This window comes from Labrys sp. ALF-8 (assembly GCF_059699065.1).
In genome coordinates, this window is record NZ_AP048537.1 from 1,961,194 (window position 1) to 1,982,497 (window position 21,304).

The window sequence follows — 21,304 nt, forward strand, 5'->3', positions numbered from 1 at the left end:
CTTCACCGCCCATCGCTGGAGGACGGCGATGCCGGTGCAGACGACGGACGCAGGAAACGGTCGCGGGTTTCCGCCCAGACGCGCAGGCATTCGGGGTCATTCGCGGCTTGCTGGCCAAGCTGCTGGCACCGGCGCTGCCCCGCGCGCAACGGATCGTGCGAGGGTTCGATGATGCGCGTGGAGAAATCCTCTTTCGGCTCCTCCTTTCGGGTCAGTTCGACGACCGCCGCCGTAATGGCGACGGCGACGAACACGACAGCGCCCAGCCGGGCCAGCATCTTGCCGTCCATAAGCCCGCCCTCAGTTGCCGTTGAACATCTGCGCGTTGCCCGGCTGGTAGCCCGAGCCCGGCGTCAGGAAGCGGCGGCGCTGTTCCCGTCCCTGCTCCGCCGCAGCCGTGCGCTCGGCTTCGGTCAGCGCGCCGGCACGCCCGTTGGCCGCAAGCAAGGCCACCAGATCGGAGAGCTGCTGCGACTGGAGTGCGAGGAGCTGGTTGCCGGCCTGCGTCGCCTGAAGCGCGCCCGTCGCGCCCTGGCTCTGGCTCACCAGTTCGCTCATCTGCGTGCGGTTGGTGTCGATGTTGCCGACGACACCCGCCTGGACGCGCATGGCGTCCTGAAGGCCGCCGACGGTGTTCTGCCAGCGCGAGCGCGCATCGGAGACGAGCTGCTGATCCGTGGCCGACATGGAGACGTTGCCGTATTTCTGGCTGAACATCTGGTCGATCTGCTGGACGTTGAAGGCAATGCCCTGCGCCTGCTGGAGAAGCTGCTGCGTCTTCTGGACGTTCTGCTGCAAGGTCTGGAGAGCGGAGAAAGGCAGGTTCGCCAGATTGCGCGCCTGGTTGATGAGCATCGTCGCTTCGTTCTGAAGCGAGGTGATCTGGTGCGTGATCTGTTCCAGAGTGCGCGCGGCCGTCAGCACATTCTGCGCGTAGTTGCTGGGATCGAAGACGATTCTCCAGGCGTAGGCAGGCGTGATCGCTACCGGCGAGACCGCCAGCGGCACGGCAAGCATGGTCGCCGCGAGGAGGATGGCAGGAGAGCGGACAGAACGCGTCGTCATGATTCAGTTTCCTTTTCGGGTTCGGGGACGAGAGAGGGAAAAGTCGGAATGAGGTCGGAGGCCCAGCCGACATCGCGAGCCTTGAGCCAAGCCGCGAGGAAGCCTTCGCGGCCATGTTCAGCGACGAGATTGGCGATGAGAGTCTGGTCGGATTTCGAGGAGGCGGCGCAGAGCGTCAGGCCGACTTCGGACAGGCCGAGCTCGAACAGACGATTGCCGCGCCGGGACTGGCAGTAGTAGTCGCGCTTGGGCGTCGCTCGCGCGAGAATCTCGATCTGACGGTCATTGAGACCGAAGCGGCGATAGATGGCGGTGATCTGCGGTTCGACTGCCCGTTCGTTCGGCAGGAGCAGTCGCGTCGGGCAACTTTCGATGATGGCCGGGGCGATGTCCGAATTGTCGATGTCGCTGAGCGACTGGGTGGCGAAGATGACTGAGGCGTTTTTCTTGCGCAGCGTCTTGAGCCACTCGCGGAGCTGGCCGGCGAAGCCTTCGTCGTCTAGCGCCAGCCAGCCTTCGTCGATGATGAGCAGCGTCGGCCGCCCGTCCAGCCTGTCGGCGATGCGGTGGAAGAGATAGGCGAGCACAGCAGGCGCAGCGCCCGTCCCGACGAGCCCCTCGATCTCGAATGCCTGTACATCGGCCGAGCCCAGGTGCTCGGCTTCGGCATCGAGCAACCGGCCATAAGGACCGCCGACGCAGAAAGGGCGGAGTGCCTGCTTGAGGTCGTTGGACTGGAGAAGGACGCTGAGGCCGGTGATCGTGCGCTCACCAACGGGCGCCGAGGCGAGCGAGGTGAGCGCCGTCCAGATGTGCTCCTTTGCCTCCGGGGTGATTTTAATCCCTTCCCGCAGAAGGATCGCGACGATCCAGTCGGCGGCCCAGGCGCGCTCATAGGTGTCGTGAATGCGAGCCAGCGGCTGGAGCGATACCGAGGATTCCGATCCTTCGGTCAGGCCGCCGCCGAGATCGTGCCAGTCGCCGCCCATGGCGAGCGATGCGGCGCGGATCGAACCGCCGAAGTCGAAAGCGAAGACCTGTGAACGGTTGTAACGTCGGAACTGCAAGGCCATGAGGGCGAGCAGCACGGATTTGCCCGCCCCTGTTGGGCCGACGACGAGCGTGTGGCCGACATCGCCGACATGCAAAGAAAGCCGGAACGGGGTCGAACCTTCGGTTCTGCCGTAAAGCAGCGGGGGCGCATCGAAGTGATCGTCCCGTTCCGGCCCCGCCCACACGGCAGAGAGGGGGATCATGTGGGCGAGATTGAGCGTCGAGATCGGCGGCTGGCGCACGTTTGCATAGACGTGGCCGGGCAGACTGCCGAGCCAGGCGTCCACCGCGTTCACCGTCTCGATCATGGCGGTGAAGTCGCGGCCCTGGATCACCTTCTCGACCAGCCGCAGCTTTTCATCGGCAAGGCGCGGATCGGCGTCCCAGACCGTGACCGTGGCGGTGACATAGGCCATGCCGGCGACGTCGGCGCCGAGCTCCTGCAAGGCCATGTCCGCGTCGGCCGCCTTGTTGGCGGCGTCGGTGTCCACCAGCACCGACTGCTCGTTGGTCATCACCTCCTTGAGGATCGCGGCAATCGACTTGCGCTTGGCGAACCATTGCCGCCTGATCTTGGTGAGCAGCTTGGTCGCGTCGGTCTTGTCGAGGAGGATCGCGCGCGTCGACCAGCGATACGGGAAGGCCAGCCGGTTCAGATCGTCGAGCAGGCCGGGCGTCGTCGCGGTCGGGAAGCCGACGATGGTCAGCACACGCAGATTCTGATCGCCAAGACGTGGCTCCAGACCGCCGGTGAGCGGCTGATCGGCGAGCAGTGCGTCGAGATAGATCGGCGTTTCCGGAACGCGGACGCGATGGCGCCTGGTCGAGACGCAGGCGTGCAGGTAGGACAGCGTCTCGCTGTCATCGAGCCAGCCGCAGGACGGCATGAAACCGTCGAGTAGGGCCAGCACGCGATCGGTGCGGTCGGTGAAGGCGCGCAGGATCTCGTGCGGGTCGACGCCCGAGCGCTCACGCCCTTCGTAAAGCCAAGACTCAGTGCGCGCTGCTTCCTCGGCCGGTGGAAGGAACAGGAAGGTGAGGAAGTAGCTCGATACGAAATGTGCACCGGCTTCTTCGAAGTCGGCCTTGCGCTCGGCATCGACCAAAGCCGACGCGGGATCGGGAAAGATGTTGTCGGGATAGGTGGCGGCTTCGTACCGTTGCGCCTCGACGAAAATGCTCCAGCCCAGGCCAAGGCGGCGGAAAGCGTTGTTGATGCGGCTCGCAACGGCAACCAGCTCGGCCGCGACGGAGGAATCCAGATCCGGACCCCGAAAGCGGGCCGTGCGCTGAAACGAGCCATCCTTGTTCAGCACGATGCCGGGCGCGACCAGAGCGACCCATGGCAAATAGTCGGCGAGGCGAGCGGCAGTGCGACGATATTCGGCGAGATTCATCATGGCCGCCTCCTCACACCGCGAGGAAAGCCGGAATGCGCAGATGCCTGCGCCCGACCTCGACAAAGAGCGGATCGCGACGGGCCGCCCAGACGGCCACGAAATGACCGATTGCCCAGATGGCGAGGCCGACGAGCCAGAGGCGCAGGCCGAGGCCCACGGCCCCGGCGAGCGTGCCGTTCATGATCGCGATGGAACGAGGCGCACCGCCGAGCAGGATGTGCTCCGTCAAAGCGCGATGGACGGGCACCGAAAAGCCCGGCACCGCGTCAAGTTGTTCGAACGCGGCCATCAGATGAGAGCCCCGCCGCCGAAAGAAAAGAACGACAGGAAGAAGCTCGAAGCAGCGAAGGCAATACTAAGGCCGAAGACGATCTGGATCAGTCTGCGAAACCCGCCTGAAGTGTCGCCAAACGCGAGCGTGAGGCCGGTCGCGATGATGATGATGACGGCGACAATTTTTGCGACCGGCCCCTCGATCGACTGAAGGATCTGTTGAAGCGGCTGTTCCCACGGCATGGAGGAGCCGGAGGCATGGGCCGGCGGCGTGGCGGCCAGCATCATGATGGTGAAGAGCGCGGTCGAACTGGCGAGACGCCGGTAGCTGCCGCGCATGATCGAGCCGGCGGGCAGATCTGGACCGATGGGCACGGGCGACAGGACGGGCGGATTGGTCACATTCGGAACGACGGGCGAATTCATTCAGCTTCTCCATTCGAGGTGGTTGCGGGGATGATGCGGTAGTCGCCGGTGGCGGCATCGATGCCGTTGACGCGCGCGAGCTCGGCCAGCCGGCGCGACGAGCCGCGGCCGGAGAGGACGGCGACGAGATCGATGGTCTCCGCGATCAGCGCGCGCGGGACCGTGACGACGGCTTCCTGGATAAGTTGCTCGAGGCGACGCAGCGCGCCGATGCCGGAGCCGGCGTGGATCGTGCCTATGCCGCCGGGATGGCCGGTGCCCCAGGCTTTGAGCAGGTCGAGGGCTTCTGAGCCGCGGACCTCGCCGATGGGAATGCGGTCGGGCCGCAGGCGCAGCGAAGAGCGGACGAGATCGGAAAGCGTGGCAACGCCATCCTTGGTCCGCATCGCGACAAGGTTCGGCGCTGCGCATTGCAGCTCGCGGGTATCCTCGATGATGACGACGCGATCTGCTGTCTTCGCCACCTCGGCGAGCAGCGCGTTGGTCAGCGTTGTCTTGCCGGTAGAAGTGCCCCCAGCGACGAGTATGTTGGCGCGGGACTGGACCGCTGCGCGCAGCTTCACCGCCTGGTCGTCCGTCATGATGCCGGCGGCCACATAATCGTCGAGCGTGAAGACCGCGACAGCCGGCTTGCGAATAGCGAAGGCGGGTGACGCTACGACTGGCGGAAGCAGGCCCTCAAAACGCTCACCCGTCTCCGGCAACTCGGCCGAGACGCGCGGCGAGCGGGCATGGACCTCCGCACCGACATGGTGCGCGACCAGACGCACGATGCGCTCGCCATCGGCGGCCGTCATCGTCTCGCCGGTGTCGGCCAGCCCTTCGGAAAGCCGATCCACCCAGATGCGCCCATCGGGATTCAGCATCACCTCGACCACGGCCGGGTCTTCCAAAAACCGCGCGATGGCGCTGCCGAGCGCGGTGCGCAGCATGCGCGCGCCACGCTGGCTCGCTTCCTGCCTGTGGTGAGTGGATGCCATCTCGTCCCCGTTTCTCGTGGGGACGCAACAGATGATCCCCGGATCGGGGATGATTAAAAGAGCCCGCAATCAGGCCGATTCAACAAGTTTCGGTCGTAGTAGTAGCGTGGCGTGCAAATACAGGAGAACGGCGGTGCGCCCCTGTTCTTGAATTGGTCGTATCGATTTCCAGATGCCGCGCGCGAGGTGTTCACGCGTCCGATTCGGGCACATCTTCCGAAATCTCCTGACGCAGCTTCGGCCCCTGCGCCAGGCGCCGGCCAAGCGCGGTGATGAACGCCTCGTAACGCTCGCTGGATTTGGCACGCGCTGCCTGCGCCGCCGGCTCCGGCAAGGCGGGCGTCGTGGTGATCCAGAAGCGGATGAACACCGCAAGGGTCTCGACGGCGATGCCGACGTCCCGTTCCAGGCGCGTCATGCGGCGGTCGATCTGGTCGAGGCGCTTGGCGACGATCGCCTCTCGCCGCTCGGCATCGTCCGGCGAGAGGAACGACGCGATGGCCGCCTCTGCTATCATGGACTGCGATTGATCGCGGCGGGCGGCAAAATCCGCCAGCGTCTTCTCGACATCGGGGTCCAGATAGACCGTGGTCTTTATCTTCTTCCGGTGACTGGTCATGGCGCCTACAGTTCCATGCCGTCATTCGGATCGAGTGAGACCTGCCGTGCGACGCCTTGCATCTGGCGGATCATGCGCTGGTTGCGCACGGCATCCTCATCGATGTCGTCAGGCGGCTCGATCTCGAACTCGTTCTCGATCGGCGCTTTCTTTTCTACCGGCTTTACCCGGTGGAGCTCGTGCTGCAGCCGCCGTTCGGATTCGGTCGGGTCCTCGTCGTCGGATCGACCTGCGGGTTGCGCATTGAGCGCTTCCGGCCGCGCCGGGATCGGCAGGCTGGTCCAGTCGTCCGGGCGAATATGTTCCGGGCGGTTCAGGGCGGGCGGCGACAGCAGGCGTTCGCGGAAACGGGCATCCTCATAGTAGCGAGCCTTTTTCGCCCGGATCGGCGGAATGCCGGCGACCATGACGATCTCGTCGGCCGGCGGAAGCTGCATGATCTCGCCCGGCGTGAGCAACTGGCGGGCGGTTTCCGAGCGGGACACCATCAGGTGGCCGAGCCAGGGCGACAGACGGTGCCCGGCATAGTTTTTCATGGCCTTCATCTCGGTGGCCGTCCCGAGGGCGTCCGAGACGCGCTTGGCCGTCCGCTCGTCGTTCGTCGCGAAGCTCACGCGAACATGGCAGTTGTCGAGGATCGAATTGTTCGGCCCATAGGCTTTCTCGATCTGGTTCAGCGATTGCGCGATCAGGAAGCTCTTCAACCCATACCCCGCCATGAAGGCCAGCGCTGTCTCGAAGAAGTCGAGGCGGCCGAGCGCCGGAAACTCGTCGAGCATAAGGAGGAGACGATGGCGCCCGGTCTTCGCCTGGAGCTCTTCGGTCAGGCGACGGCCGATCTGATTGAGCAGCAGGCGGATCAGCGGCTTGGTCCGGTTGATGTCGCTGGGTGGCACGACGAGGTAGAGCGTCGTCGGTTGCTCGCCGCCGACGATGTCGCTGATCCGCCAGTCGCAGCGCCGCGTGACCTCGGCAACGACAGGATCGCGGTACAATCCGAGAAACGACATGGCGGTTGAGAGAACGCCGGAGCGCTCATTGTCGGATTTGTTGAGGAGCTCGCGCGCCGCGCTGGCCACGACAGGGTGCGGACCGGCCTCGCCCATATGCGCGGTCTTCATCATGGCGCGTAGCGTCGACTCAACCGGGCGCTTCGGATCGGAGAGGAAGTTGGCGACGCCGGCCAGCGTCTTTTCCGCCTCGGCATAGAGGACATGCAGGATCGCGCCGACCAGAAGTGAATGGCTGGTCTTTTCCCAGTGATTCCTTTTGTCCAGGCTCCCCTCGGGATCGACGAGAATGTCGGCGATGTTCTGGACGTCACGCACCTCCCATTCGCCCCGGCGGACCTCGAGCAACGGATTGTAGGCGGAGGATTTGGGATTGGTCGGATCGAACAGCAGCACACGGCCATAGAGTGACCGGAAGCCCGCGGTCAGCGTCCAGTTCTCACCCTTGATATCATGGACGATTGCCGAGCCCGGCCAGGTGAGGAGGGAAGGCACAACGAGACCGACACCCTTGCCGGATCGGGTAGGCGCAAAGCACAGCACATGCTCCGGCCCATCATGGCGCAGATACTCGCGATCGTATCGGCCGAGTACCACGCCGTCGGGATCGAGCAGACCCGCAGCCTCGATCTCGGGCTTCTCTGCCCAGCGGGCCGAGCCATAGGTGGCGACATTCTTCTGTTCGCGCGCCCGCCAGACCGACATGCCGATGGCGACCGCGATCGCGATGAAACCGCCCGACGCAGCGATCATGCCGCCGGTCGCAAAGATGCCCGGCGCGTAGGCGTCGTAAAAGTACCACCACCACATGATAGCGGCCGGAAAATAGACCGGCACGCCGAAAAGCCTGAACCACGGCTCGCCGAGCTGCGCCTGGTAGCCGAGGCTCCACGCAACATACTGCGTCGCGCCCCAGGTGGTAACGAGCACGATCAGGAAGACGATCGTGATCTGTCCCCAGAGGATCTTTGTGCCAGACATGGCGAGGTTCCTTTCTGACGGATGTTAGAGGCCGAGCCCCCGCTTGCGGCCGAAGTCCCAGTCGACGCCGCCATCGTCGCGCGCGACGCCGGAGACGTGACGGCCGATCTGCTTTTCGAGAGAGGGAGACCAGGGGACGAGCTGGAAGCCGAGGCCGTCGTCGATCATGGCGAAGCGGCCGGAGGCGAGCGTGAAGCGCTGGCGATAGGAGCCGGCGACATATTCGCCACCGTTGGCATGGTTGAATGGCAGGCCGGTCTCGGCGGCGAGCTTTTCGCCCAGCGCACTGACCTCGCGATCGCGTAGCGTGTTGAGCAGACGCCGCGCGAAGACGACGCGCCCGCCCTGCCGTTCGGCGAGACCTTCGCCGATCAGGTGCTCGGCGCGTTGCTCGAAGGCCCGCTGCACCTCGGCGCCGAAGCCACCCTCCGAGAGCGCGATGGGCTCGCGGGCAACCGCCTGCCGATCGAGCCAGGTCGCACCCGCTGCGTTGACCTGAGAGTGGATATCCAGATCGGAGCGGACGGCGAGCGCGACGCGGCGCTGACCTTGCGCATCCTCGTAGGCGCGCAGCTCAACGATCGATCCGGGTGGGCTGTCGCCAGCGGCATCGAGATGCGGCAGCTTGATATGATGGGTGCGGCCGTCGACGCCGTCGACCACGGCATAGGCCGTGCCCTTCAGTTCGTCATCCAGACCGCGTTCGAGCAGGCGACCGACAACGGGCACGTCGAGGCTTTCCCCGGCGAGCACATAGCTTGCCGAGCCGCGCTCGATGCCGCGTTCGGTGAGAGCGCGGTGCATGCGCTTGATGATGTCGCCGCGCTCGCCGAGCTCGCGCAGGACGCTCTCCGCCTCGGGCCTGATGAACCATTGCGAATGGCCGACCTGTCCCGCGACACCGAGAATTTCCAACGTCCGCAGCCGGCCGACCTTCAGGGCGTGGAATTCGTCCGGCTGTCGGTCGGCGCGCGGCGCGAGGTCGATGATGCCGGACTTGCCGGCGTCGCGGACAAGCTGGCGGTCGAGCTGCGTCCAGCGTTCGGTCTCGATCTGGCTTTCGAGAGTGCGGCGGATATCGAGATCGGTGCGCGGTCCCAACTCCTGGGTGACGAGCTCGCGCGCGCGGTCGCGCATGCCCTCCTTGATGTAGTCGCGCGAGATCACGAGATCCTGGCCGTCGTAGCGCACGCCGCGCACGATCAGGTGGACATGCGGATGCTCGGTGTTCCAGTGATCGACGGCGACCCAGTCGAGCTTCGTGCCGAGATCCTTTTCCATCTGGCCGACGAGATCGCGGGTGAAGGATCTGAGGTCCGCCATGTCGGGCGCGTCGTCGGGCGAGACGATGAAGCGGAAATGATGCCGGTCATCGCCGCAGCGCTCTGCGAAGGCGCGCGCATCCGCATTCTCTGTTCCCGGCCCGAACAGCCGCGCCTTCTCCCCGTCACGGGTCACGCCATCGCGCCGCAGATAGTCGAGATGCGTTCCGAGCGGCGCGGATCGAGCGGTATGGCGGACTACGCGCGCCTTGACCACGGCGCCGCGCGTGCGTGACGTGATGAGGCGATTGGCCTGGATGCTGGCGCGCTGGCCGCGCCCGAAGCGTGAGCGATTGCCGGAGGTGACGCGGCCGGATCGCGAGACGCCGCCGCCTGCCTTCTTGGCTGCGGCGAGCGCCTGCGCGACGAAAGGCCGGGCCTGTTGCGCTCGGGTCGATCGGATGCGGCCCGGACGGATGCGGAACTCGTGGTCATCGGACATGACGTAACCCCGCACGGTGCAAAAAGGACAAGAAAAGCATGAAGATGGGCGCGGAGCGCACGGTGCGCGAAAGCGCTGCACGGTGCGGAACGCGCCAAAAACATGAACAAAAACAACCGCCCGACCGAAGCGCACCGTGCGCCCTTTTATCCTGCCATCGTCCGGTTGCTGCGCCTGCCCCTACCCCCGGCGTCCTCCACGACACGCCAACGCACGATGGGATACGAAGCGCCGCAGGGCCGGTCATGGCCGGTCCCCAGCGGCATTCCGAGCGACGAACAGCCCTTCCGGCTGTACGGCGACAAGTGTCTGCGGTGTCGCCGTGACGGGTGAATGGGCATTGTCCGCCGAGCGGTCCGCGGCCGCGGGATCGGCGATGGAAATGCCGCCATCGCGCCCGACGAAGATCGCCGCCTTGCGCCAGTCGAGCGGCCGGCTGACCGCCGAACCGCTCTTCGAAGGGCGCTCGCCGCGCAGCGCGGGCGCGAGCGAAGCGACGTAAACCCGCGTCTCGGCGGGCAGCGGGCGACCCTTCGAACGATGCTCGTCATAGCGTGCGGGCCCCGCGTTGTAGGCCGCGAGCATGGCGGCGATGTCGCCATAGCGATCCCACATCTCGCGCAGGTACGCAGTACCCGCGAGGATGTTATCGCGTGGGTCGTAAGGATTGCGGCCGAGGCCGTGGCGGATGCGAAGCTCGGCCCAGGTGTCCGGCATGACCTGCATCAGACCCATCGCACCGGCCGAGGAGACGGCCCGCACGTCGCCCGCGCTCTCGGCGCCCATGACGGCGACGATCCATGCTGGCGGAATGCCGAAGCGGCGCGATGCCTCCGCGATATGTGCCGCATGCGGATGCGCGGCGACGGTTCTCGTAGGCGACACGCTTTGCGCCAGAACCGTCGGCGTTGCGGCTGCGGTGAAGAGCAGGCCGGAAAGGAGAAGGAGCGCTGAGCGCCGGACGGTGGAAAAACGTCCGGCGCAGGCGCGGTCTCGGGGCGCCGCCATTCAGTCCTCCTGCCGCTTCTTGGAGGGCTGGACGGTGGTGAGCACCCAGGCAGAACCGTCGTCACCGGCGCGGAAGAGATTTGCGCGAAACGTGCCGCCGAGCAGCGGGCTGTAGATCGTGATCGAGACGAACTCGCCGGCCCGTTCGCCGACATGGATCCAGCCCGCGCCGATATCGAGGCCGTCTTCATCACCGAGCAGGACGCGGTATTTCGGGGCGTTCTCGGTGTCCGAAGGTTCGGCAGGAACGAGGGTGATTTCCTCTTTGATGCCGAGCGTTCGGAACTCGCCTTCGAAGCCCGCTTCCGTGCGCGTGAACTGTCCGATCTGGGCCATGGTCATGGTCTCCTGTGCTGCGGTGGGATTGCGAAGGACGCGCGCTCACCGCGTTGGCGCGCGCCAGACGAAGCGACCGTCGCCGTCCTCGTCGGTGAAAAGCGGGGTGGCCCGGCCGATCACCGCGGAGGCGGGAAAAGGGCCGAAGTAGCGGCCGTCGAGGCTGTCGGTGGCTTCGAGGTTCATGAGGAAAAGTTCGCCGCCGCCGATCACGTGGCAGCCCCGCCAGATCGGCAGGTCGCGGCCACGGCTGTCGCGGTCGCGGGCCTCGCCGAGCGGAACGTCGTCGACCGTGATGGCGCGACCGTCGCGGCAAACGCGCTGTCCCCGTAGGCCGACGACGTGCTTGAGGATAGGCACGTCGCGGCCGACATAACCGCGTTCGACCATGAAGGAGGCGAATGGCTCGGGCGGCATGACGGCGACGAGATCCGGCACCTCGATCCGCCCGGTCGGCGAGACCGTGTAGAAGCCGACCGGCGCGCTCGCCGTCGCGTTCCAGATGAGTTTCAGGGGCATCGGCGTGGCGCTGGCCGCGGCGATGCCGAGCACGGCGACGGATGTCGCCGCGAGGTAGCCGAGCCGCGTCATCGCCCGATCTCCCGCCGGCGGAGCCAGGCTTGATGGCGCTCGGCCGTGTAGGGGCGCGGCATCTCGCCGGCATTCATCCAGTGCGCGACGTGCCGCCAGTGATCGGGATCGGCGTCCGCGGGATCGATGCCGAGGGCCTCGATGCCGTCGACATGGCGAAGCACGTCCTCGACCTTCGGCCAGCTTTCGATCTTCAGCAGGATGTCGCCGCCAGGACGTACGAAGGGCAGCGTCTGGAACGGCTCGCCACGGTCGACCGCGCGCACGATGTCCAGGCGCGAGATGATCGTTCCGTACTCATTCGCCGCCCAGCGGACGAGGCAAAAGATCGCGCCGGGCGCGAAGCCGACCACCCTGTGGCGGCGGTCGAGCTTCTGCTCGTAGCTTTCGCGGCCGAACCTGATCCAGTTCTCGATGCGCTTCTCGATCCAGGTGAGTTCGACGAGCGTGGTGAACGCGGCTGGACCGTCCGGCAACGGACGGCCGCCGATGCGGAGCGCCGCATTGCCGGTCATGGTGTGTCTCCTTGGGTGTCGGGGAATTCGCGCTCGAACAGCTCGCGCAGCATGTCGGCGACGGTGACGCCGCGGCTGAAGGCGGCGATCTTGATCCGGCCGCGCAGCTCAGGCGTGATGTCGATGGTGAGCCGGGCCGTGAAGGTCACGGCTGCGCCATTGCGTGGCGGAGGCGTGTCCGCCGCTTTGATCCATCCGCCCGCATCGGCGGGGCGCTGCGCGAAGCCGCGCTTTTCGGCGCGCGCCGTCATGACGGGTCTCCGTCATGGAACGGCAGCACGGTGGCGATGCGGTCGCGGGCGCGATCGGCCATTGTGGGGTCGATCTCGCAGCCGATATAGCGACGGCCGGATAGCCGGCAGGCTTCGCCGGCGGAGCCGGAGCCAGCGAACCAGTCGCCAACAAGGCCGCCTTCCGGGCAACTGGTGCGGATCAGGATTTCGAGGAGCGCCGACGGCTTTTCAGTCGGGTGGATCGCGCGGCCGTGGCAGTTGCGCAGGTAGATGACCGACCGCATGAGGCGCGGCCCGCCGTCGTGGCTGACATAGTGGCCAGCATCAATCTGGCCGGTATGGGGCGGACGCTGCTTGCGTCGCACGGTCCGGGCTGTCGCGTCGGGCGTGGTCTGGACGTCGTTGTAGATGTCGCGCCAAGGCGTCTCGGCCGGATAGAACTGGACGGCCAGTTCATGTACGCGCTTGAAGCGGTCCGCATGGAAGCCGGTGCCGTTCTGCTTCTCCCAGACGATCTCCTGGGCGAGCCGCAGGCCAGCGTCGGCGAAGCGGTCGGCGGTTGCCATGAAGCTGCGCAGCGAACCGAAGACCCACATCGAGCCGGTTGGGGCGAGCGCCCCGCGCGCGAGTGTCAGCCAGCCCTCGACGCGGCGATCCCAGGCGAGCGATGTGTCCCCGTAAGGGGGATCGGCGAGGATCATGTCGAACGGGCCGCGCGCCGGCATGCGATCGCGGCAGTCTCCGGACAATATGATTTCGGGGAGAACCGTCATGGCGCGGTCTTCCCGATGCGAAGACGCTCGACTTCGGCCGCCAGCGCCGCGATCTCGCGCGCGGCGGGCGAACGCCGATCGATGTCCGAGGCGAGCCGCCCGGTCTGCGCGGCTTCAGCGAAGACGACGCGCTGGCCGATCGTTGTGGCGAGCACCGGCGGATCGTGGTCGGCTAGGGTCTCGGCCGTCTCGCGAGCGATGACGGTGCGGGCGCCGCAGCGGTTCAGCACGAAACGGGCGCCGAGCTGGGGCCGGTAAATGCGCGCCTCCGCCAGCAGCGCCAGCATCTCGGCCGAAGCCCAGCCATCGAGCGGCGACGGCTGCACCGGGATCAGCACGAGGTCGGCGGCGAGCAGCGCGGAGCGCATGAGGCCGGCGACACGCGGCGGGCCATCGATGACAACGTGGTCGACGTCGCGCGCGAGTTCGGGTGCTTCGCGGTGCAGCGTATCGCGTGCGAGACCGACGACGCCGAAGGCGCGCGGCAGGCCCTCGCGCGAGCGTTGCTGCGACCAGTCGAGCGCCGAGCCCTGCGGGTCGGCGTCGATCAGGGTCACGCGCTTGCCGCGCATCGCCAACTCGCCGGCGAGATGGAGGGCGAGCGTCGTCTTGCCGACGCCGCCCTTCTGATTGAGGAGCGCGACGATCATCGGCGTCCTCCCGGTGGATCGAGAGGAAGACGGGGCGTCTCGGGATCGATGGATGGAGAGGTTTCATCGCGGCGGCTTGCAGCCGCCTGTAGCGGTTCGGCCGGCGCGATCGGCGCGCTCGGCGCGCTCTTCCTGGCAGTAGCGCTGAGGCTTCTGGCGGCGTCGCGGATGAGGTTTTCCACATCACGCGCGCGCTCTTCAAGGTTAGAGTCTATGTTAGACTCTAAGTTAAGGGCGCGATTTCGTGTGGAATTTCCGTGCGTTAAACCCTGTTTGGGTTCCTGATAGCACGAGCCTCGGGTTCCCGATAGCACGATAGTCCGGGTTCCCGATAGCACGAGGCTATCCACAACTTGTCCACAGGCCGGGGACGGCTCGAATGCGAGCAGCGCGCGGCCGCCGATTTCGGTTTCGAGGAACAGGGTGTAGCCGGGCAGCGGCTGGCGCCGGATAATTTCGCGCAGCTCGAAGGCGAAGCGCTTGAATGGCGACAAGCTGCCCGATTTCTGGTGAAGGTGCTGGAAGTCGAAGCGCCAGCCGGCGCGCTGGCGGCCACCGTGCTTGCGCACCAGGCGGTAGAGCCAGCGGTCGAGACCGCCCGTCAGGTCGAAATAGGTCCGGTCGATGGTCAGCACGAGCGCATCGTCGAGGACGGCCTGATAGAACCAGTCCGGCACGATCAGCTCGATGCCCTCGGGGCGGCCGTTGCGGTCGGTGCGCTCCTGCCACTCGTTGATCCACGAGAAGCGATGACGGCGCCCTTCGGCAGGCTGGCGGATCGAGGTGGAAACCGTCGTCGACTGGAGACGGTCGAGCGCGGCTTTCAGGCGCTGATAGTCGCGTGAGCTCGTGCCCCGCCCGACATAAGTGAGGATTTCATAGGGCGTGGCGGCCATCAGCCGCGAGGTGCGAAGCCCGTTATCGCGGGCTTCGACGATCTGGCTCGCTGCCCAGATCAGGATGTCGGCGTCCCAGATCGTGGCCATGCCGTGATCGGGGACCGCCTCGACCCGGATCGTCACGTTGCCGGCGACGAAATCGATCGGCGCGACGCGATGGGTCTTGGAAAGGGAGAAGAAGGGATAGGCCATGAGATCCTGCGCGTCTCGTGGCACGAAGTCGCCGGGAAGCGCCCGGAACAGATCAAGCTGCCCGCGCTCCGAAGGGGATCGACGCCGCACCGCCATGAAGGAAGCCGGCCGCGGTCAGCGTGCGTAGCGGCCGACCTGCGGCCGGGACGAAAGACCTTGGCGCTTTGCCGGCAGCACGGAGCCGCGCGGATCGGACGTCGACGTCACCGCCCCGCGAGCCGCCCAGGTTTCAAGATCGTCGATGGCGTAGACGACGCGGCCACCGAGCTTGCGGTAGGCGGGACCGGTCCCGTAAGTCCGGTGCTTTTCGAGGGTGCGGGCCGAGAGACTGAGAAACTCGGCCGCTTCCTTGGTGCGCAGGAAGCGCGGCGGGAGAACGACGGGATCGTGCGGCATGGATCGGGCCTCCGTGGTGGTGGGGACGGCCGCTGCGGATCAGCGGCGGGCAACGACCACGGTGGCGGAGAAAGGCCGGCGAGTTGCAGGGCGAAGTTGGGGGGTATCGAATTCGCCCACCATCCGAAGCGATAGGATCGGTTAGGATGGCCGACGACGAAGCAAACGGCGGTAGCCGCCGGAAATCATCGCGCGGGCGTCTCGTAAGAGCGTCTTGATCCGGTGACGGGCCGAGGACGCCTGCCATTCATCACGATCGAGCCGGCCGATACGGAAAAGCACCTGCGCAATTTCCTGTTGGGTCGCGCCATTCCGATGGCCATCCATCGCCCGCAGCATCAGGTGTTGCCGCCTGCGCTGCTGCCGGGTGAGCCCTAATTCGCGCGGGATGGCGCGGCCGTGAAGTGCGCATAGAAAGCGAAGCACGGCCTCGATCCGGTCGAAGCCTTCGAGCCCAAGTGGAATGACCGCGACAGCCGGGGCAATCTCTGTGGCCATGTCCTCGCTGATCTGGAGGTACTGACCATCGCCCAGGGCCAACCGGAAGTCTTCACCACCCTTGTGCCGCAAGGCTTGATGCCGCCAGGTATGCTCGCTTTCGCGAGCGGCGCCGAGGCCGAGGCTCGGTGGAGCCTCGGCGAGCACGACGACGCTGGTGTCTTCCTGGGGTAGCCAGAAGACCGGGGCGTCAGGTGGCGGAGTTAGGGGATCGACGGGGAAATCGTAATCCCCACCGCCGTATTCTATCACTCAGCGTTTCGCCACGGGCAAGGTCTCCGGCCAAAGCCGTATAGTCCGCGTCATAGGCATCGTTGCGACGGAGCCATTCCCAGGCCAGATCGGATGCCGCCAATGTATCCAGATGGTCGTATTCCGCCGCGGTGCGCCATGTTGAAGCGTCAGGCGTCATCGTATTCCTCCCAAGTATATTCCTGACGAATTCTGGGATGATTACGATCCTCGGTTGTGCGGGCTTTACAAAGTCGTTCCCACGGCAACGCCCGATGCCGCCACGGCATCACCACGATTTCTGCTGCTGACCTTCCTTGACCAGCGCCCGGTAACCACGCTCGGTCATCCAATGGGCTCTTGCCAGATGGGTGTCATGTACAAGGCGGCAGCGTTGCGGTTCGTGGGCTGGGTCGAGGCCGAAGAGAACTTGAACCGCCTCGCGCCAGCAGGCGCCATCGCGCTCCGCATCGAGGAGCCGCATGTAGAGCTTCATGTGCTCGCGGTCGTAAGGCGTAAGTGTTTCGCTGGGCGGAGGTTCGTCCAGAAAGGGCTGAGTTGCTTGTCCCATTAAGCTACCAGAATCGCGCGTGCCATAATCGTTAACAGTTTCTCCCAGAGATAGCGTCAATTTATGACAAGCTTGGTACTGGGGGATCAATGCTATCTCCCGCTGGAATCGATCCCATCATGCAGGATCAAGACCCCTTCACCCTTCTCGGTCGTGAGGAGGACAATGCCCGCTGATTCTAGCGCACGCCGGACCTGATCGCGCGTTGTCTCGTGCGTCCCCAATCCGCTTTCGGATTCGAGGCGCTTAAGCGCGGTCAGTGCGACCCGAGCCTTGTCAGCGAGCGTCTCCTGTGTCCAACCCAGTAACGCGCGTGCGGCCCGTGATTGTCGGGCGGTGATCATGCATGATCACCTCCCATTCGGACCTACGCGCACGCCAGAACTACGACTATTTTAGTCGTATTCTGCTGGCCGCGCGACTGAAAAATGTCAGTCACAACAGATCATTGGGGAAATGACGGAAAACTGATTCGGCCACCACCGGCTCAATTTGGCTTAGACGCGGGCAGGTCTTGGCGCACCGCAGGCCGCGTGGAATGAAATATCTTGGGCCGCGATCCTTCGATAAATGGGAAGAATGCGGCGGCTTGCACCGCCGGCCTTTGTCTCTCCCGGCCAGAACGGGATGCTGTCATAGATGGACTGTTCGCCGTTTTTCGGCGGCCGGCACGACGGCTGAGCTCCGCGGATCTTGGTCAGCGTCTGTTAGTAAGCCTGACGGCGCGTGATCTGTGACAGCCCGCTCTACTGCTCGGTGGGAGAGGGAAAGGGGTTTGGGGAAAGGGAGGAGGGAACCGTCCCCTTTCCCCATGGGAGGATGTTTGAAGGAGGGGCTTTGCCCTTCCTTCATGGGGAGAGATTGAGAGGGGGGCTCGCCCCTCTTTCATAAGCCAGGACAGCCGGTCGAACCGGCTGCCCTGGCTCCCGGCACAGAGATAAAGGCGAGAGGCGGCCGTGGCCGCCTCTCGCCTGGACCTTAATCGGTGTCGGGACCCCAGAGCGGGTTGCTCGCGGGGTCCTCGATGTCTCCGTCGTCGGGTGCCAACTCGCGGACCACCGCCCTGATCTCGTAGTCGCCGATCTTGGTGCGGCCCTGCGCGACGAGGATGCTAACCGCAGTCTCGTTCGCCTCGATCGCCCGGATCGCATCCTCCATGTCGTCATACGGCCCGAGGTTCTCGATGGCGATGACGTCTCCGTCCTCGTCGTAGCCGCCGTGAAGGTACATCGGCGCGTCCTTCAATCGTTCGAGAGCCCGCTCCGCCTCGTGGATAAGGCGAAAGCCCTCCGTTCGCTGCCTCCAATATTCCGCGCTGCCGCCATCGATGGTGATGATCTTGCGATGTGTCATGGAAAATCTCCTTTTCGTCTCTGACGAAAGGTGTCCACGCTGTAGCCCAGAGGGGTCAGGGACCGCTTTAGCGGCCGCCGTGCGGCAAGCGGAGGAACCGATTTTCTGGTTCGGCCCATCGGGTCGGAGCTGAAAATTGGAGGGGCCGCGCAGTCCTTGACGCCGGATGGGCTGGCGTACACTGGGAAGTCAGAGAGAGAGGAGTAGTCACGGCGTCGACCAGACGCCGTGTCCGAATACGAATGGGGATGGTTTGGAAGGGGGTGTGACACCCCCTTCCATGGGAGGATGTTTGAAGGAGGGGCTTCGCCCTTCCTTCATGGGGAGAGATTGAGAGGGGCGGCTTGCCCCCCTTTCATAGGGCATCCGGCCGGTCGATCCGGTCGGAGATCCTGCGCTACTTCCCCCCCCCCCCGGGCAAACACCGCGGTCGAAAACAATGGGACGGTGGCCGCAACCACCTTCCCGGATGCCGTCACCAAGGGATTGGCGCATCGGGATCAAACGGCGTCATCGACCGCGCTGCAGGTCGGCCGGGATCGGGCCGGTAGTAGATGACGACGGCCGGGATGTTCAGCCCGGTTTCCTCGGCGAGCTGGTCGAGTATCGGTCGCAGGCCGCACAGTTCGTTGTCCGTGAGGTCGCGCACCCAGTGGTGCGCTCCGAATAGCTCATAGTCACACTCGTCGGCGATGCGATAAGTGCCCGCATCGTCGGCGTGACGCCATCCGCCGACATTGTACGGATGGTGATTGTGGAGCCAGAAGTGCTCGACCCGGATGCGCAGATCGCGCAGGTCGTAGGCTGCATCGTCGGCCTTGTCGGGGTCCCGCTCGGCAAGCAATTCTTTCCATAGGGCGATAACCCGGTCGAGGTCCTCGCGGAACTCGTCGAGGTGGGCGATCAGAATATCGTGCGCCTCGCGCGCGAGATCCGTATCGCATCCGAACCGGTTGGCCCGGACTATGAGCTTGAAGCCGGACAGCTTCACCATCAGCATGAGGGCTTGGTCCCAAGTCATGAAGTTCTCCTTTCGTCTCTCTGACGGAAGGAGGCCGCACCGCAGCATCGAGGGGTCAGGGATCGCGACGCGACCGCCAGCGGCGGCGAGCGGGGGAGCCGATTTTCTGGCGACGCCCTCTTCGGGCGGCGGCTGAAAATTGGGGGACCGCGATGTCCTTGACGCCGGAGAGGCGGTGCGACAATCGGACGTCAGAGAGAGGTAAACCACGGCCCCGACCAGGGGTCGTGTCCGTTTCCGGCGGCAGCCGGCTCTGTGCCGACCCTCGGCGGATTGTCCGGGCGTTCTCCGGACCTGACTCCGCCCGACCCGTTGATAGGAGGCGACCGAAGCCGCCTCCTATCGAATCGTTAGGCATAATCATCGGGGAAGAACCGGTCGGAAATGTCCTCCTCGCCGATGTGCCAGCGCCTGTCAGACCAGCGCGACGGCAGGAACTCTTCATCGCCATAGAAGTACGCGATGACGATCTTCTCCGGTTCACGGAAGATACCGAACTCAACCTCGTTCTCGATCGCCCAAAGCAGGGCGGTCGATAGGAACTCCTTGGAGATCGTGGCGGGCAGATGGATTTCGCCATCGAAGGGTTCGCGCGGTCCTTGATGGTCCTCGCTAGTCGCATCGACGTTGTTGTTTTCAATCGCAGTCATGGAAAATCTCCTTTTCGTTTCTGACGAAAGGTGTCCACGCCGTAGCCCAGAGGGGGTCAGGGACCGCGGTGCGGCCGCCGAGCGGCAAGCGGAGGAACCGATTTTTTGATCCGAGCCTGAAAGGAACGGAGCTGAAAATTGGAGGGGCCGCGCAGTCCTTGACGCCGGATGGGCTGGCGTACACTGGGAAGTCAGAGAGAGAGGAGCACCACGGCGTCGGCCAGACGCCGTGTCCGTATTGGGATGGGGATGGTTTGGAAGGGGGTGTGACACCCCCTTCCAAGGGAGGATGTTTGAAGGAGGGGCTTCGCCATTCCTTCATGGGGAGAGATTGAGAGGGGCGGCCTGCCCCCCTCTCATATGCCACGCCGGCCGGTCGATCCGGCCGGCGTTGCATGCTTGATCAAGACGAAGGCGACAGGTGGCCGCCGCCGCCCGCCGCCTCTCCGGCGCTATTGGTATCTGTGGTTGTCGATCGGGGTTTCGTAGATCGCCGGGTCGAGCTCCGCTGCCCCGTGCGGGCCGATGCTATTAAAGTAGAGATATGTGGTGAAGCGGATGCCGGTGTCGGCCGCGATCCGTGCGATGATTGCACCGAGACCGCACAGGTGCTTGTCGTGGACGGTGTAACACGCCGGGATGGGACCAGGGCACCACATGGCTGCAACAGGATCGATGTATCCGCCATAGTCCATGCGGGGATCGATGCTATCCAGCAAGTGCCACGGATAGAAGCCGCCACCGCTGGTTTCGAGGTCGCCAATGCAAAGACCAAGGGCCTCGTCGAGGGCGTCGCGTGCGTCCGGATCGGTTTCGGCCTCCAGAAGCCGTTCGATGCGCATCCCCTCCCGGCAAAAACCGGCAAGGTCGTCGAGCGCATTGGCAAGCCGGTCGTGGACGACTTCGGCGAAGCGCGTCGCGCATTTTGCGCGGTTCGCGCGCACCATACTTCCGAAGGCATCGAACTTCGCGGAGAGGTCGAGGAAATCGAGCTTAGGCATTTCAAGTCTCCTTTCGTTTCTGACGAAAGGTGTCCACGCAGTAGCCCAGCGGGGGTCAGGGACCGCGCCAGCGGCCGCCGCGCGGCAAGCGGAGGAACCGATTTTCTGATCCGGGCCTATCAAGGAACGGAGCCGAAAATTGGAGGGGCCGCGCAGTCCTTGACGCCGGGTGGGCTGGCGTAGAATGCGCAGTCAGAGAGAGATAGCCCGCGGCCCCGACCAGGGGCCGCGTCCGTATGGTCCGGGGAGGTTTGGAGGGGGTGCGACACCCCCTTCCATGGGAGGATGTTTGAAGGGAGGGGCTTTTGCCCTTCCTTCATGGGGAGAGCTTGAGAGGGGCGGCGGTGCCCCCCTTTCATCACAGGAGCATCGGACCAAAAAGTGGTTTCCGGTTTTTGGGAACGATCCGATGCTCCGACAAGGAAGTCGGATTGCAACGCGCCCATGCGCGTGGCGATGCCGTCCGAAGTTCTCGTGAAGGCCGCGAGGCGGCCCGAGATCCCGCCCATGCGATCCGCGGCCGCCGTCGCCGACAAAAAAGAGGGAGCTTATGCTCCCTCCCTCGCCCGCTCCCGGCGCTCGGCCTCCGCGCGCGCGGCTTCGAGGCGTCGCAGCGTCTCGGCGCGCTCCTTGCGGGTGAGGATGCAGTGGTCGAGCTCGGCGCGCAGCTCGGCGATTTCGGCGTAGATGTCGAGAACCTGTGTCATGTGAACCTCCTTTGTCTCGATGACGGAGGCGATTGTCCGAGCGTTGGAGGGACGGGTCAGGGATCGCGAAGCGACCGGAGAATCCGGCGTCTGGGGGAGCCGATTTTG

General features: G+C 65.1%; 27 protein-coding genes. All 27 read right to left on the reverse strand.

The window, feature by feature from the left end:
* Window positions 1-2: 2 nt before the first annotated feature.
* The 27 genes from trbK-alt to AC6H34_RS09150 all read right to left on the reverse strand — a co-directional run bounded on the left by trbK-alt (window position 3) and on the right by AC6H34_RS09150 (window position 21,196).
* The gene (gene trbK-alt, locus AC6H34_RS09020; protein WP_497538565.1) at window positions 3-290 is read right to left on the reverse strand and encodes a putative entry exclusion protein TrbK-alt; all 288 of its coding nucleotides are present in this window, start codon (window positions 288-290) and stop codon (window positions 3-5) included.
* A 10-nt stretch (window positions 291-300) separates the two neighbouring features.
* A complete protein-coding gene (gene trbJ, locus AC6H34_RS09025) occupies window positions 301-1,065 on the reverse strand; it encodes a P-type conjugative transfer protein TrbJ (protein WP_497538566.1) in 765 nt (254 codons plus the stop codon).
* The gene (gene trbE / locus AC6H34_RS09030) at window positions 1,062-3,518 is read right to left on the reverse strand and encodes a conjugal transfer protein TrbE (RefSeq protein ID WP_497538567.1); all 2,457 of its coding nucleotides are present in this window, start codon (window positions 3,516-3,518) and stop codon (window positions 1,062-1,064) included. Before trbE ends, trbJ begins: the two co-directional genes overlap by 4 nt.
* 10 nt (window positions 3,519-3,528) lie before the next feature.
* Complete coding sequence (locus AC6H34_RS09035) at window positions 3,529-3,810, reverse strand: VirB3 family type IV secretion system protein (protein WP_497539866.1); 282 nt, start codon at window positions 3,808-3,810, stop codon at window positions 3,529-3,531.
* Complete coding sequence (locus AC6H34_RS09040) at window positions 3,807-4,130, reverse strand: TrbC/VirB2 family type IV secretion system protein (protein WP_497539867.1); 324 nt, start codon at window positions 4,128-4,130, stop codon at window positions 3,807-3,809. The genes AC6H34_RS09035 and AC6H34_RS09040 overlap by 4 nt, the downstream gene beginning before the upstream one ends.
* Window positions 4,131-4,213: 83 nt before the next feature.
* Window positions 4,214-5,197 carry a P-type conjugative transfer ATPase TrbB gene (trbB, locus tag AC6H34_RS09045; RefSeq protein ID WP_497538568.1) on the reverse strand — a complete coding sequence of 328 codons (984 nt, stop codon included), beginning with the start codon at window positions 5,195-5,197 and terminating at the stop codon, window positions 4,214-4,216.
* A 190-nt stretch (window positions 5,198-5,387) separates the two neighbouring features.
* The gene (locus tag AC6H34_RS09050) at window positions 5,388-5,816 is read right to left on the reverse strand and encodes a CopG family transcriptional regulator (protein WP_133036410.1); all 429 of its coding nucleotides are present in this window, start codon (window positions 5,814-5,816) and stop codon (window positions 5,388-5,390) included.
* Window positions 5,817-5,821: 5 nt separating this feature from the next.
* A complete protein-coding gene (locus AC6H34_RS09055) occupies window positions 5,822-7,807 on the reverse strand; it encodes a conjugal transfer protein TraG (protein WP_497538569.1) in 1,986 nt (661 codons plus the stop codon).
* Between the two features lie 24 nt (window positions 7,808-7,831).
* The gene (locus AC6H34_RS09060; RefSeq protein ID WP_497538570.1) at window positions 7,832-9,571 is read right to left on the reverse strand and encodes a relaxase/mobilization nuclease domain-containing protein; all 1,740 of its coding nucleotides are present in this window, start codon (window positions 9,569-9,571) and stop codon (window positions 7,832-7,834) included.
* Between the two features lie 243 nt (window positions 9,572-9,814).
* The gene (locus AC6H34_RS09065; RefSeq protein ID WP_497538571.1) at window positions 9,815-10,579 is read right to left on the reverse strand and encodes a lytic transglycosylase domain-containing protein; all 765 of its coding nucleotides are present in this window, start codon (window positions 10,577-10,579) and stop codon (window positions 9,815-9,817) included.
* Complete coding sequence (locus tag AC6H34_RS09070) at window positions 10,580-10,915, reverse strand: DUF736 domain-containing protein (RefSeq protein ID WP_151610471.1); 336 nt, start codon at window positions 10,913-10,915, stop codon at window positions 10,580-10,582.
* A 45-nt stretch (window positions 10,916-10,960) separates the two neighbouring features.
* Window positions 10,961-11,506, reverse strand: a complete 546-nt coding sequence (locus AC6H34_RS09075; RefSeq protein ID WP_497538572.1) for a S26 family signal peptidase — start codon at window positions 11,504-11,506, stop codon at window positions 10,961-10,963.
* On the reverse strand, window positions 11,503-12,021 hold the full coding sequence (locus AC6H34_RS09080) for a DUF2840 domain-containing protein (protein WP_151610473.1): 519 nt from the start codon (window positions 12,019-12,021) through the stop codon (window positions 11,503-11,505). The genes AC6H34_RS09075 and AC6H34_RS09080 overlap by 4 nt, the downstream gene beginning before the upstream one ends.
* Complete coding sequence (locus AC6H34_RS09085) at window positions 12,018-12,272, reverse strand: hypothetical protein (protein ID WP_497538573.1); 255 nt, start codon at window positions 12,270-12,272, stop codon at window positions 12,018-12,020. The genes AC6H34_RS09080 and AC6H34_RS09085 overlap by 4 nt, the downstream gene beginning before the upstream one ends.
* Entirely contained in the window at window positions 12,269-13,027 is a 759-nt protein-coding gene (locus AC6H34_RS09090) for a DNA-methyltransferase (RefSeq protein ID WP_151610475.1), read from the reverse strand. The genes AC6H34_RS09085 and AC6H34_RS09090 overlap by 4 nt, the downstream gene beginning before the upstream one ends.
* On the reverse strand, window positions 13,024-13,677 hold the full coding sequence (parA, locus tag AC6H34_RS09095; RefSeq protein WP_497538574.1) for a ParA family partition ATPase: 654 nt from the start codon (window positions 13,675-13,677) through the stop codon (window positions 13,024-13,026). The genes AC6H34_RS09090 and parA overlap by 4 nt, the downstream gene beginning before the upstream one ends.
* Window positions 13,674-14,864, reverse strand: coding sequence for a replication initiator protein A (locus tag AC6H34_RS09100; protein WP_497538575.1), 1,191 nt, complete (start codon window positions 14,862-14,864; stop codon window positions 13,674-13,676). The genes parA and AC6H34_RS09100 overlap by 4 nt, the downstream gene beginning before the upstream one ends.
* Before the next feature lie 18 nt (window positions 14,865-14,882).
* Complete coding sequence (locus AC6H34_RS09105) at window positions 14,883-15,164, reverse strand: helix-turn-helix transcriptional regulator (protein ID WP_497538576.1); 282 nt, start codon at window positions 15,162-15,164, stop codon at window positions 14,883-14,885.
* A gap of 141 nt (window positions 15,165-15,305) precedes the next feature.
* Complete coding sequence (locus tag AC6H34_RS09110) at window positions 15,306-15,914, reverse strand: DUF2285 domain-containing protein (protein ID WP_497538577.1); 609 nt, start codon at window positions 15,912-15,914, stop codon at window positions 15,306-15,308.
* Entirely contained in the window at window positions 15,853-16,074 is a 222-nt protein-coding gene (locus AC6H34_RS09115) for a transcriptional regulator domain-containing protein (RefSeq protein WP_497538578.1), read from the reverse strand. The genes AC6H34_RS09110 and AC6H34_RS09115 overlap by 62 nt, the downstream gene beginning before the upstream one ends.
* 108 nt (window positions 16,075-16,182) lie before the next feature.
* Entirely contained in the window at window positions 16,183-16,464 is a 282-nt protein-coding gene (locus tag AC6H34_RS09120; RefSeq protein ID WP_497539868.1) for a DNA -binding domain-containing protein, read from the reverse strand.
* 92 nt (window positions 16,465-16,556) lie between these two features.
* Window positions 16,557-16,808 carry a helix-turn-helix domain-containing protein gene (locus AC6H34_RS09125; RefSeq protein ID WP_497538579.1) on the reverse strand — a complete coding sequence of 84 codons (252 nt, stop codon included), beginning with the start codon at window positions 16,806-16,808 and terminating at the stop codon, window positions 16,557-16,559.
* 634 nt (window positions 16,809-17,442) lie between these two features.
* Window positions 17,443-17,817 (reverse strand): hypothetical protein, encoded by a 375-nt coding sequence (locus AC6H34_RS09130; RefSeq protein WP_497538580.1) that lies wholly within the window; start codon window positions 17,815-17,817, stop codon window positions 17,443-17,445.
* A 475-nt stretch (window positions 17,818-18,292) separates the two neighbouring features.
* Window positions 18,293-18,838, reverse strand: coding sequence for a hypothetical protein (locus AC6H34_RS09135; protein ID WP_497538581.1), 546 nt, complete (start codon window positions 18,836-18,838; stop codon window positions 18,293-18,295).
* Window positions 18,839-19,188: 350 nt separating this feature from the next.
* The gene (locus AC6H34_RS09140; RefSeq protein ID WP_497538582.1) at window positions 19,189-19,488 is read right to left on the reverse strand and encodes a hypothetical protein; all 300 of its coding nucleotides are present in this window, start codon (window positions 19,486-19,488) and stop codon (window positions 19,189-19,191) included.
* A gap of 452 nt (window positions 19,489-19,940) precedes the next feature.
* Complete coding sequence (locus AC6H34_RS09145) at window positions 19,941-20,489, reverse strand: hypothetical protein (RefSeq protein WP_497538583.1); 549 nt, start codon at window positions 20,487-20,489, stop codon at window positions 19,941-19,943.
* Between the two features lie 548 nt (window positions 20,490-21,037).
* Window positions 21,038-21,196 carry a hypothetical protein gene (locus AC6H34_RS09150; protein ID WP_497538584.1) on the reverse strand — a complete coding sequence of 53 codons (159 nt, stop codon included), beginning with the start codon at window positions 21,194-21,196 and terminating at the stop codon, window positions 21,038-21,040.
* Window positions 21,197-21,304: the final 108 nt, after the last annotated feature.

What these genes read in the sequence shown, in the direction of transcription:
- trbK-alt (WP_497538565.1), bottom strand. Translation starts at nt 290, where the DNA reads ATGGACGGCAAGATGCTGGCCCGGCTGGGCGCTGTCGTGTTCGTCGCC.
- trbJ (WP_497538566.1), bottom strand. Translation starts at nt 1,065, where the DNA reads ATGACGACGCGTTCTGTCCGCTCTCCTGCCATCCTCCTCGCGGCGACC.
- trbE (WP_497538567.1), bottom strand. Translation starts at nt 3,518, where the DNA reads ATGATGAATCTCGCCGAATATCGTCGCACTGCCGCTCGCCTCGCCGAC.
- AC6H34_RS09040 (WP_497539867.1), bottom strand. Translation starts at nt 4,130, where the DNA reads ATGCGCGGCAGCTACCGGCGTCTCGCCAGTTCGACCGCGCTCTTCACC.
- trbB (WP_497538568.1), bottom strand. Translation starts at nt 5,197, where the DNA reads ATGGCATCCACTCACCACAGGCAGGAAGCGAGCCAGCGTGGCGCGCGC.
- AC6H34_RS09050 (WP_133036410.1), bottom strand. Translation starts at nt 5,816, where the DNA reads ATGACCAGTCACCGGAAGAAGATAAAGACCACGGTCTATCTGGACCCC.
- AC6H34_RS09055 (WP_497538569.1), bottom strand. Translation starts at nt 7,807, where the DNA reads ATGTCTGGCACAAAGATCCTCTGGGGACAGATCACGATCGTCTTCCTG.
- AC6H34_RS09060 (WP_497538570.1), bottom strand. Translation starts at nt 9,571, where the DNA reads ATGTCCGATGACCACGAGTTCCGCATCCGTCCGGGCCGCATCCGATCG.
- AC6H34_RS09065 (WP_497538571.1), bottom strand. Translation starts at nt 10,579, where the DNA reads ATGGCGGCGCCCCGAGACCGCGCCTGCGCCGGACGTTTTTCCACCGTC.
- AC6H34_RS09070 (WP_151610471.1), bottom strand. Translation starts at nt 10,915, where the DNA reads ATGGCCCAGATCGGACAGTTCACGCGCACGGAAGCGGGCTTCGAAGGC.
- AC6H34_RS09075 (WP_497538572.1), bottom strand. Translation starts at nt 11,506, where the DNA reads ATGACGCGGCTCGGCTACCTCGCGGCGACATCCGTCGCCGTGCTCGGC.
- AC6H34_RS09080 (WP_151610473.1), bottom strand. Translation starts at nt 12,021, where the DNA reads ATGACCGGCAATGCGGCGCTCCGCATCGGCGGCCGTCCGTTGCCGGAC.
- AC6H34_RS09085 (WP_497538573.1), bottom strand. Translation starts at nt 12,272, where the DNA reads ATGACGGCGCGCGCCGAAAAGCGCGGCTTCGCGCAGCGCCCCGCCGAT.
- AC6H34_RS09090 (WP_151610475.1), bottom strand. Translation starts at nt 13,027, where the DNA reads ATGACGGTTCTCCCCGAAATCATATTGTCCGGAGACTGCCGCGATCGC.
- parA (WP_497538574.1), bottom strand. Translation starts at nt 13,677, where the DNA reads ATGATCGTCGCGCTCCTCAATCAGAAGGGCGGCGTCGGCAAGACGACG.
- AC6H34_RS09100 (WP_497538575.1), bottom strand. Translation starts at nt 14,864, where the DNA reads ATGGCGGTGCGGCGTCGATCCCCTTCGGAGCGCGGGCAGCTTGATCTG.
- AC6H34_RS09105 (WP_497538576.1), bottom strand. Translation starts at nt 15,164, where the DNA reads ATGCCGCACGATCCCGTCGTTCTCCCGCCGCGCTTCCTGCGCACCAAG.
- AC6H34_RS09115 (WP_497538578.1), bottom strand. Translation starts at nt 16,074, where the DNA reads ATGACGCCTGACGCTTCAACATGGCGCACCGCGGCGGAATACGACCAT.
- AC6H34_RS09120 (WP_497539868.1), bottom strand. Translation starts at nt 16,464, where the DNA reads ATGGGACAAGCAACTCAGCCCTTTCTGGACGAACCTCCGCCCAGCGAA.
- AC6H34_RS09125 (WP_497538579.1), bottom strand. Translation starts at nt 16,808, where the DNA reads ATGATCACCGCCCGACAATCACGGGCCGCACGCGCGTTACTGGGTTGG.
- AC6H34_RS09130 (WP_497538580.1), bottom strand. Translation starts at nt 17,817, where the DNA reads ATGACACATCGCAAGATCATCACCATCGATGGCGGCAGCGCGGAATAT.
- AC6H34_RS09135 (WP_497538581.1), bottom strand. Translation starts at nt 18,838, where the DNA reads ATGACTTGGGACCAAGCCCTCATGCTGATGGTGAAGCTGTCCGGCTTC.
- AC6H34_RS09140 (WP_497538582.1), bottom strand. Translation starts at nt 19,488, where the DNA reads ATGACTGCGATTGAAAACAACAACGTCGATGCGACTAGCGAGGACCAT.
- AC6H34_RS09145 (WP_497538583.1), bottom strand. Translation starts at nt 20,489, where the DNA reads ATGCCTAAGCTCGATTTCCTCGACCTCTCCGCGAAGTTCGATGCCTTC.
- AC6H34_RS09150 (WP_497538584.1), bottom strand. Translation starts at nt 21,196, where the DNA reads ATGACACAGGTTCTCGACATCTACGCCGAAATCGCCGAGCTGCGCGCC.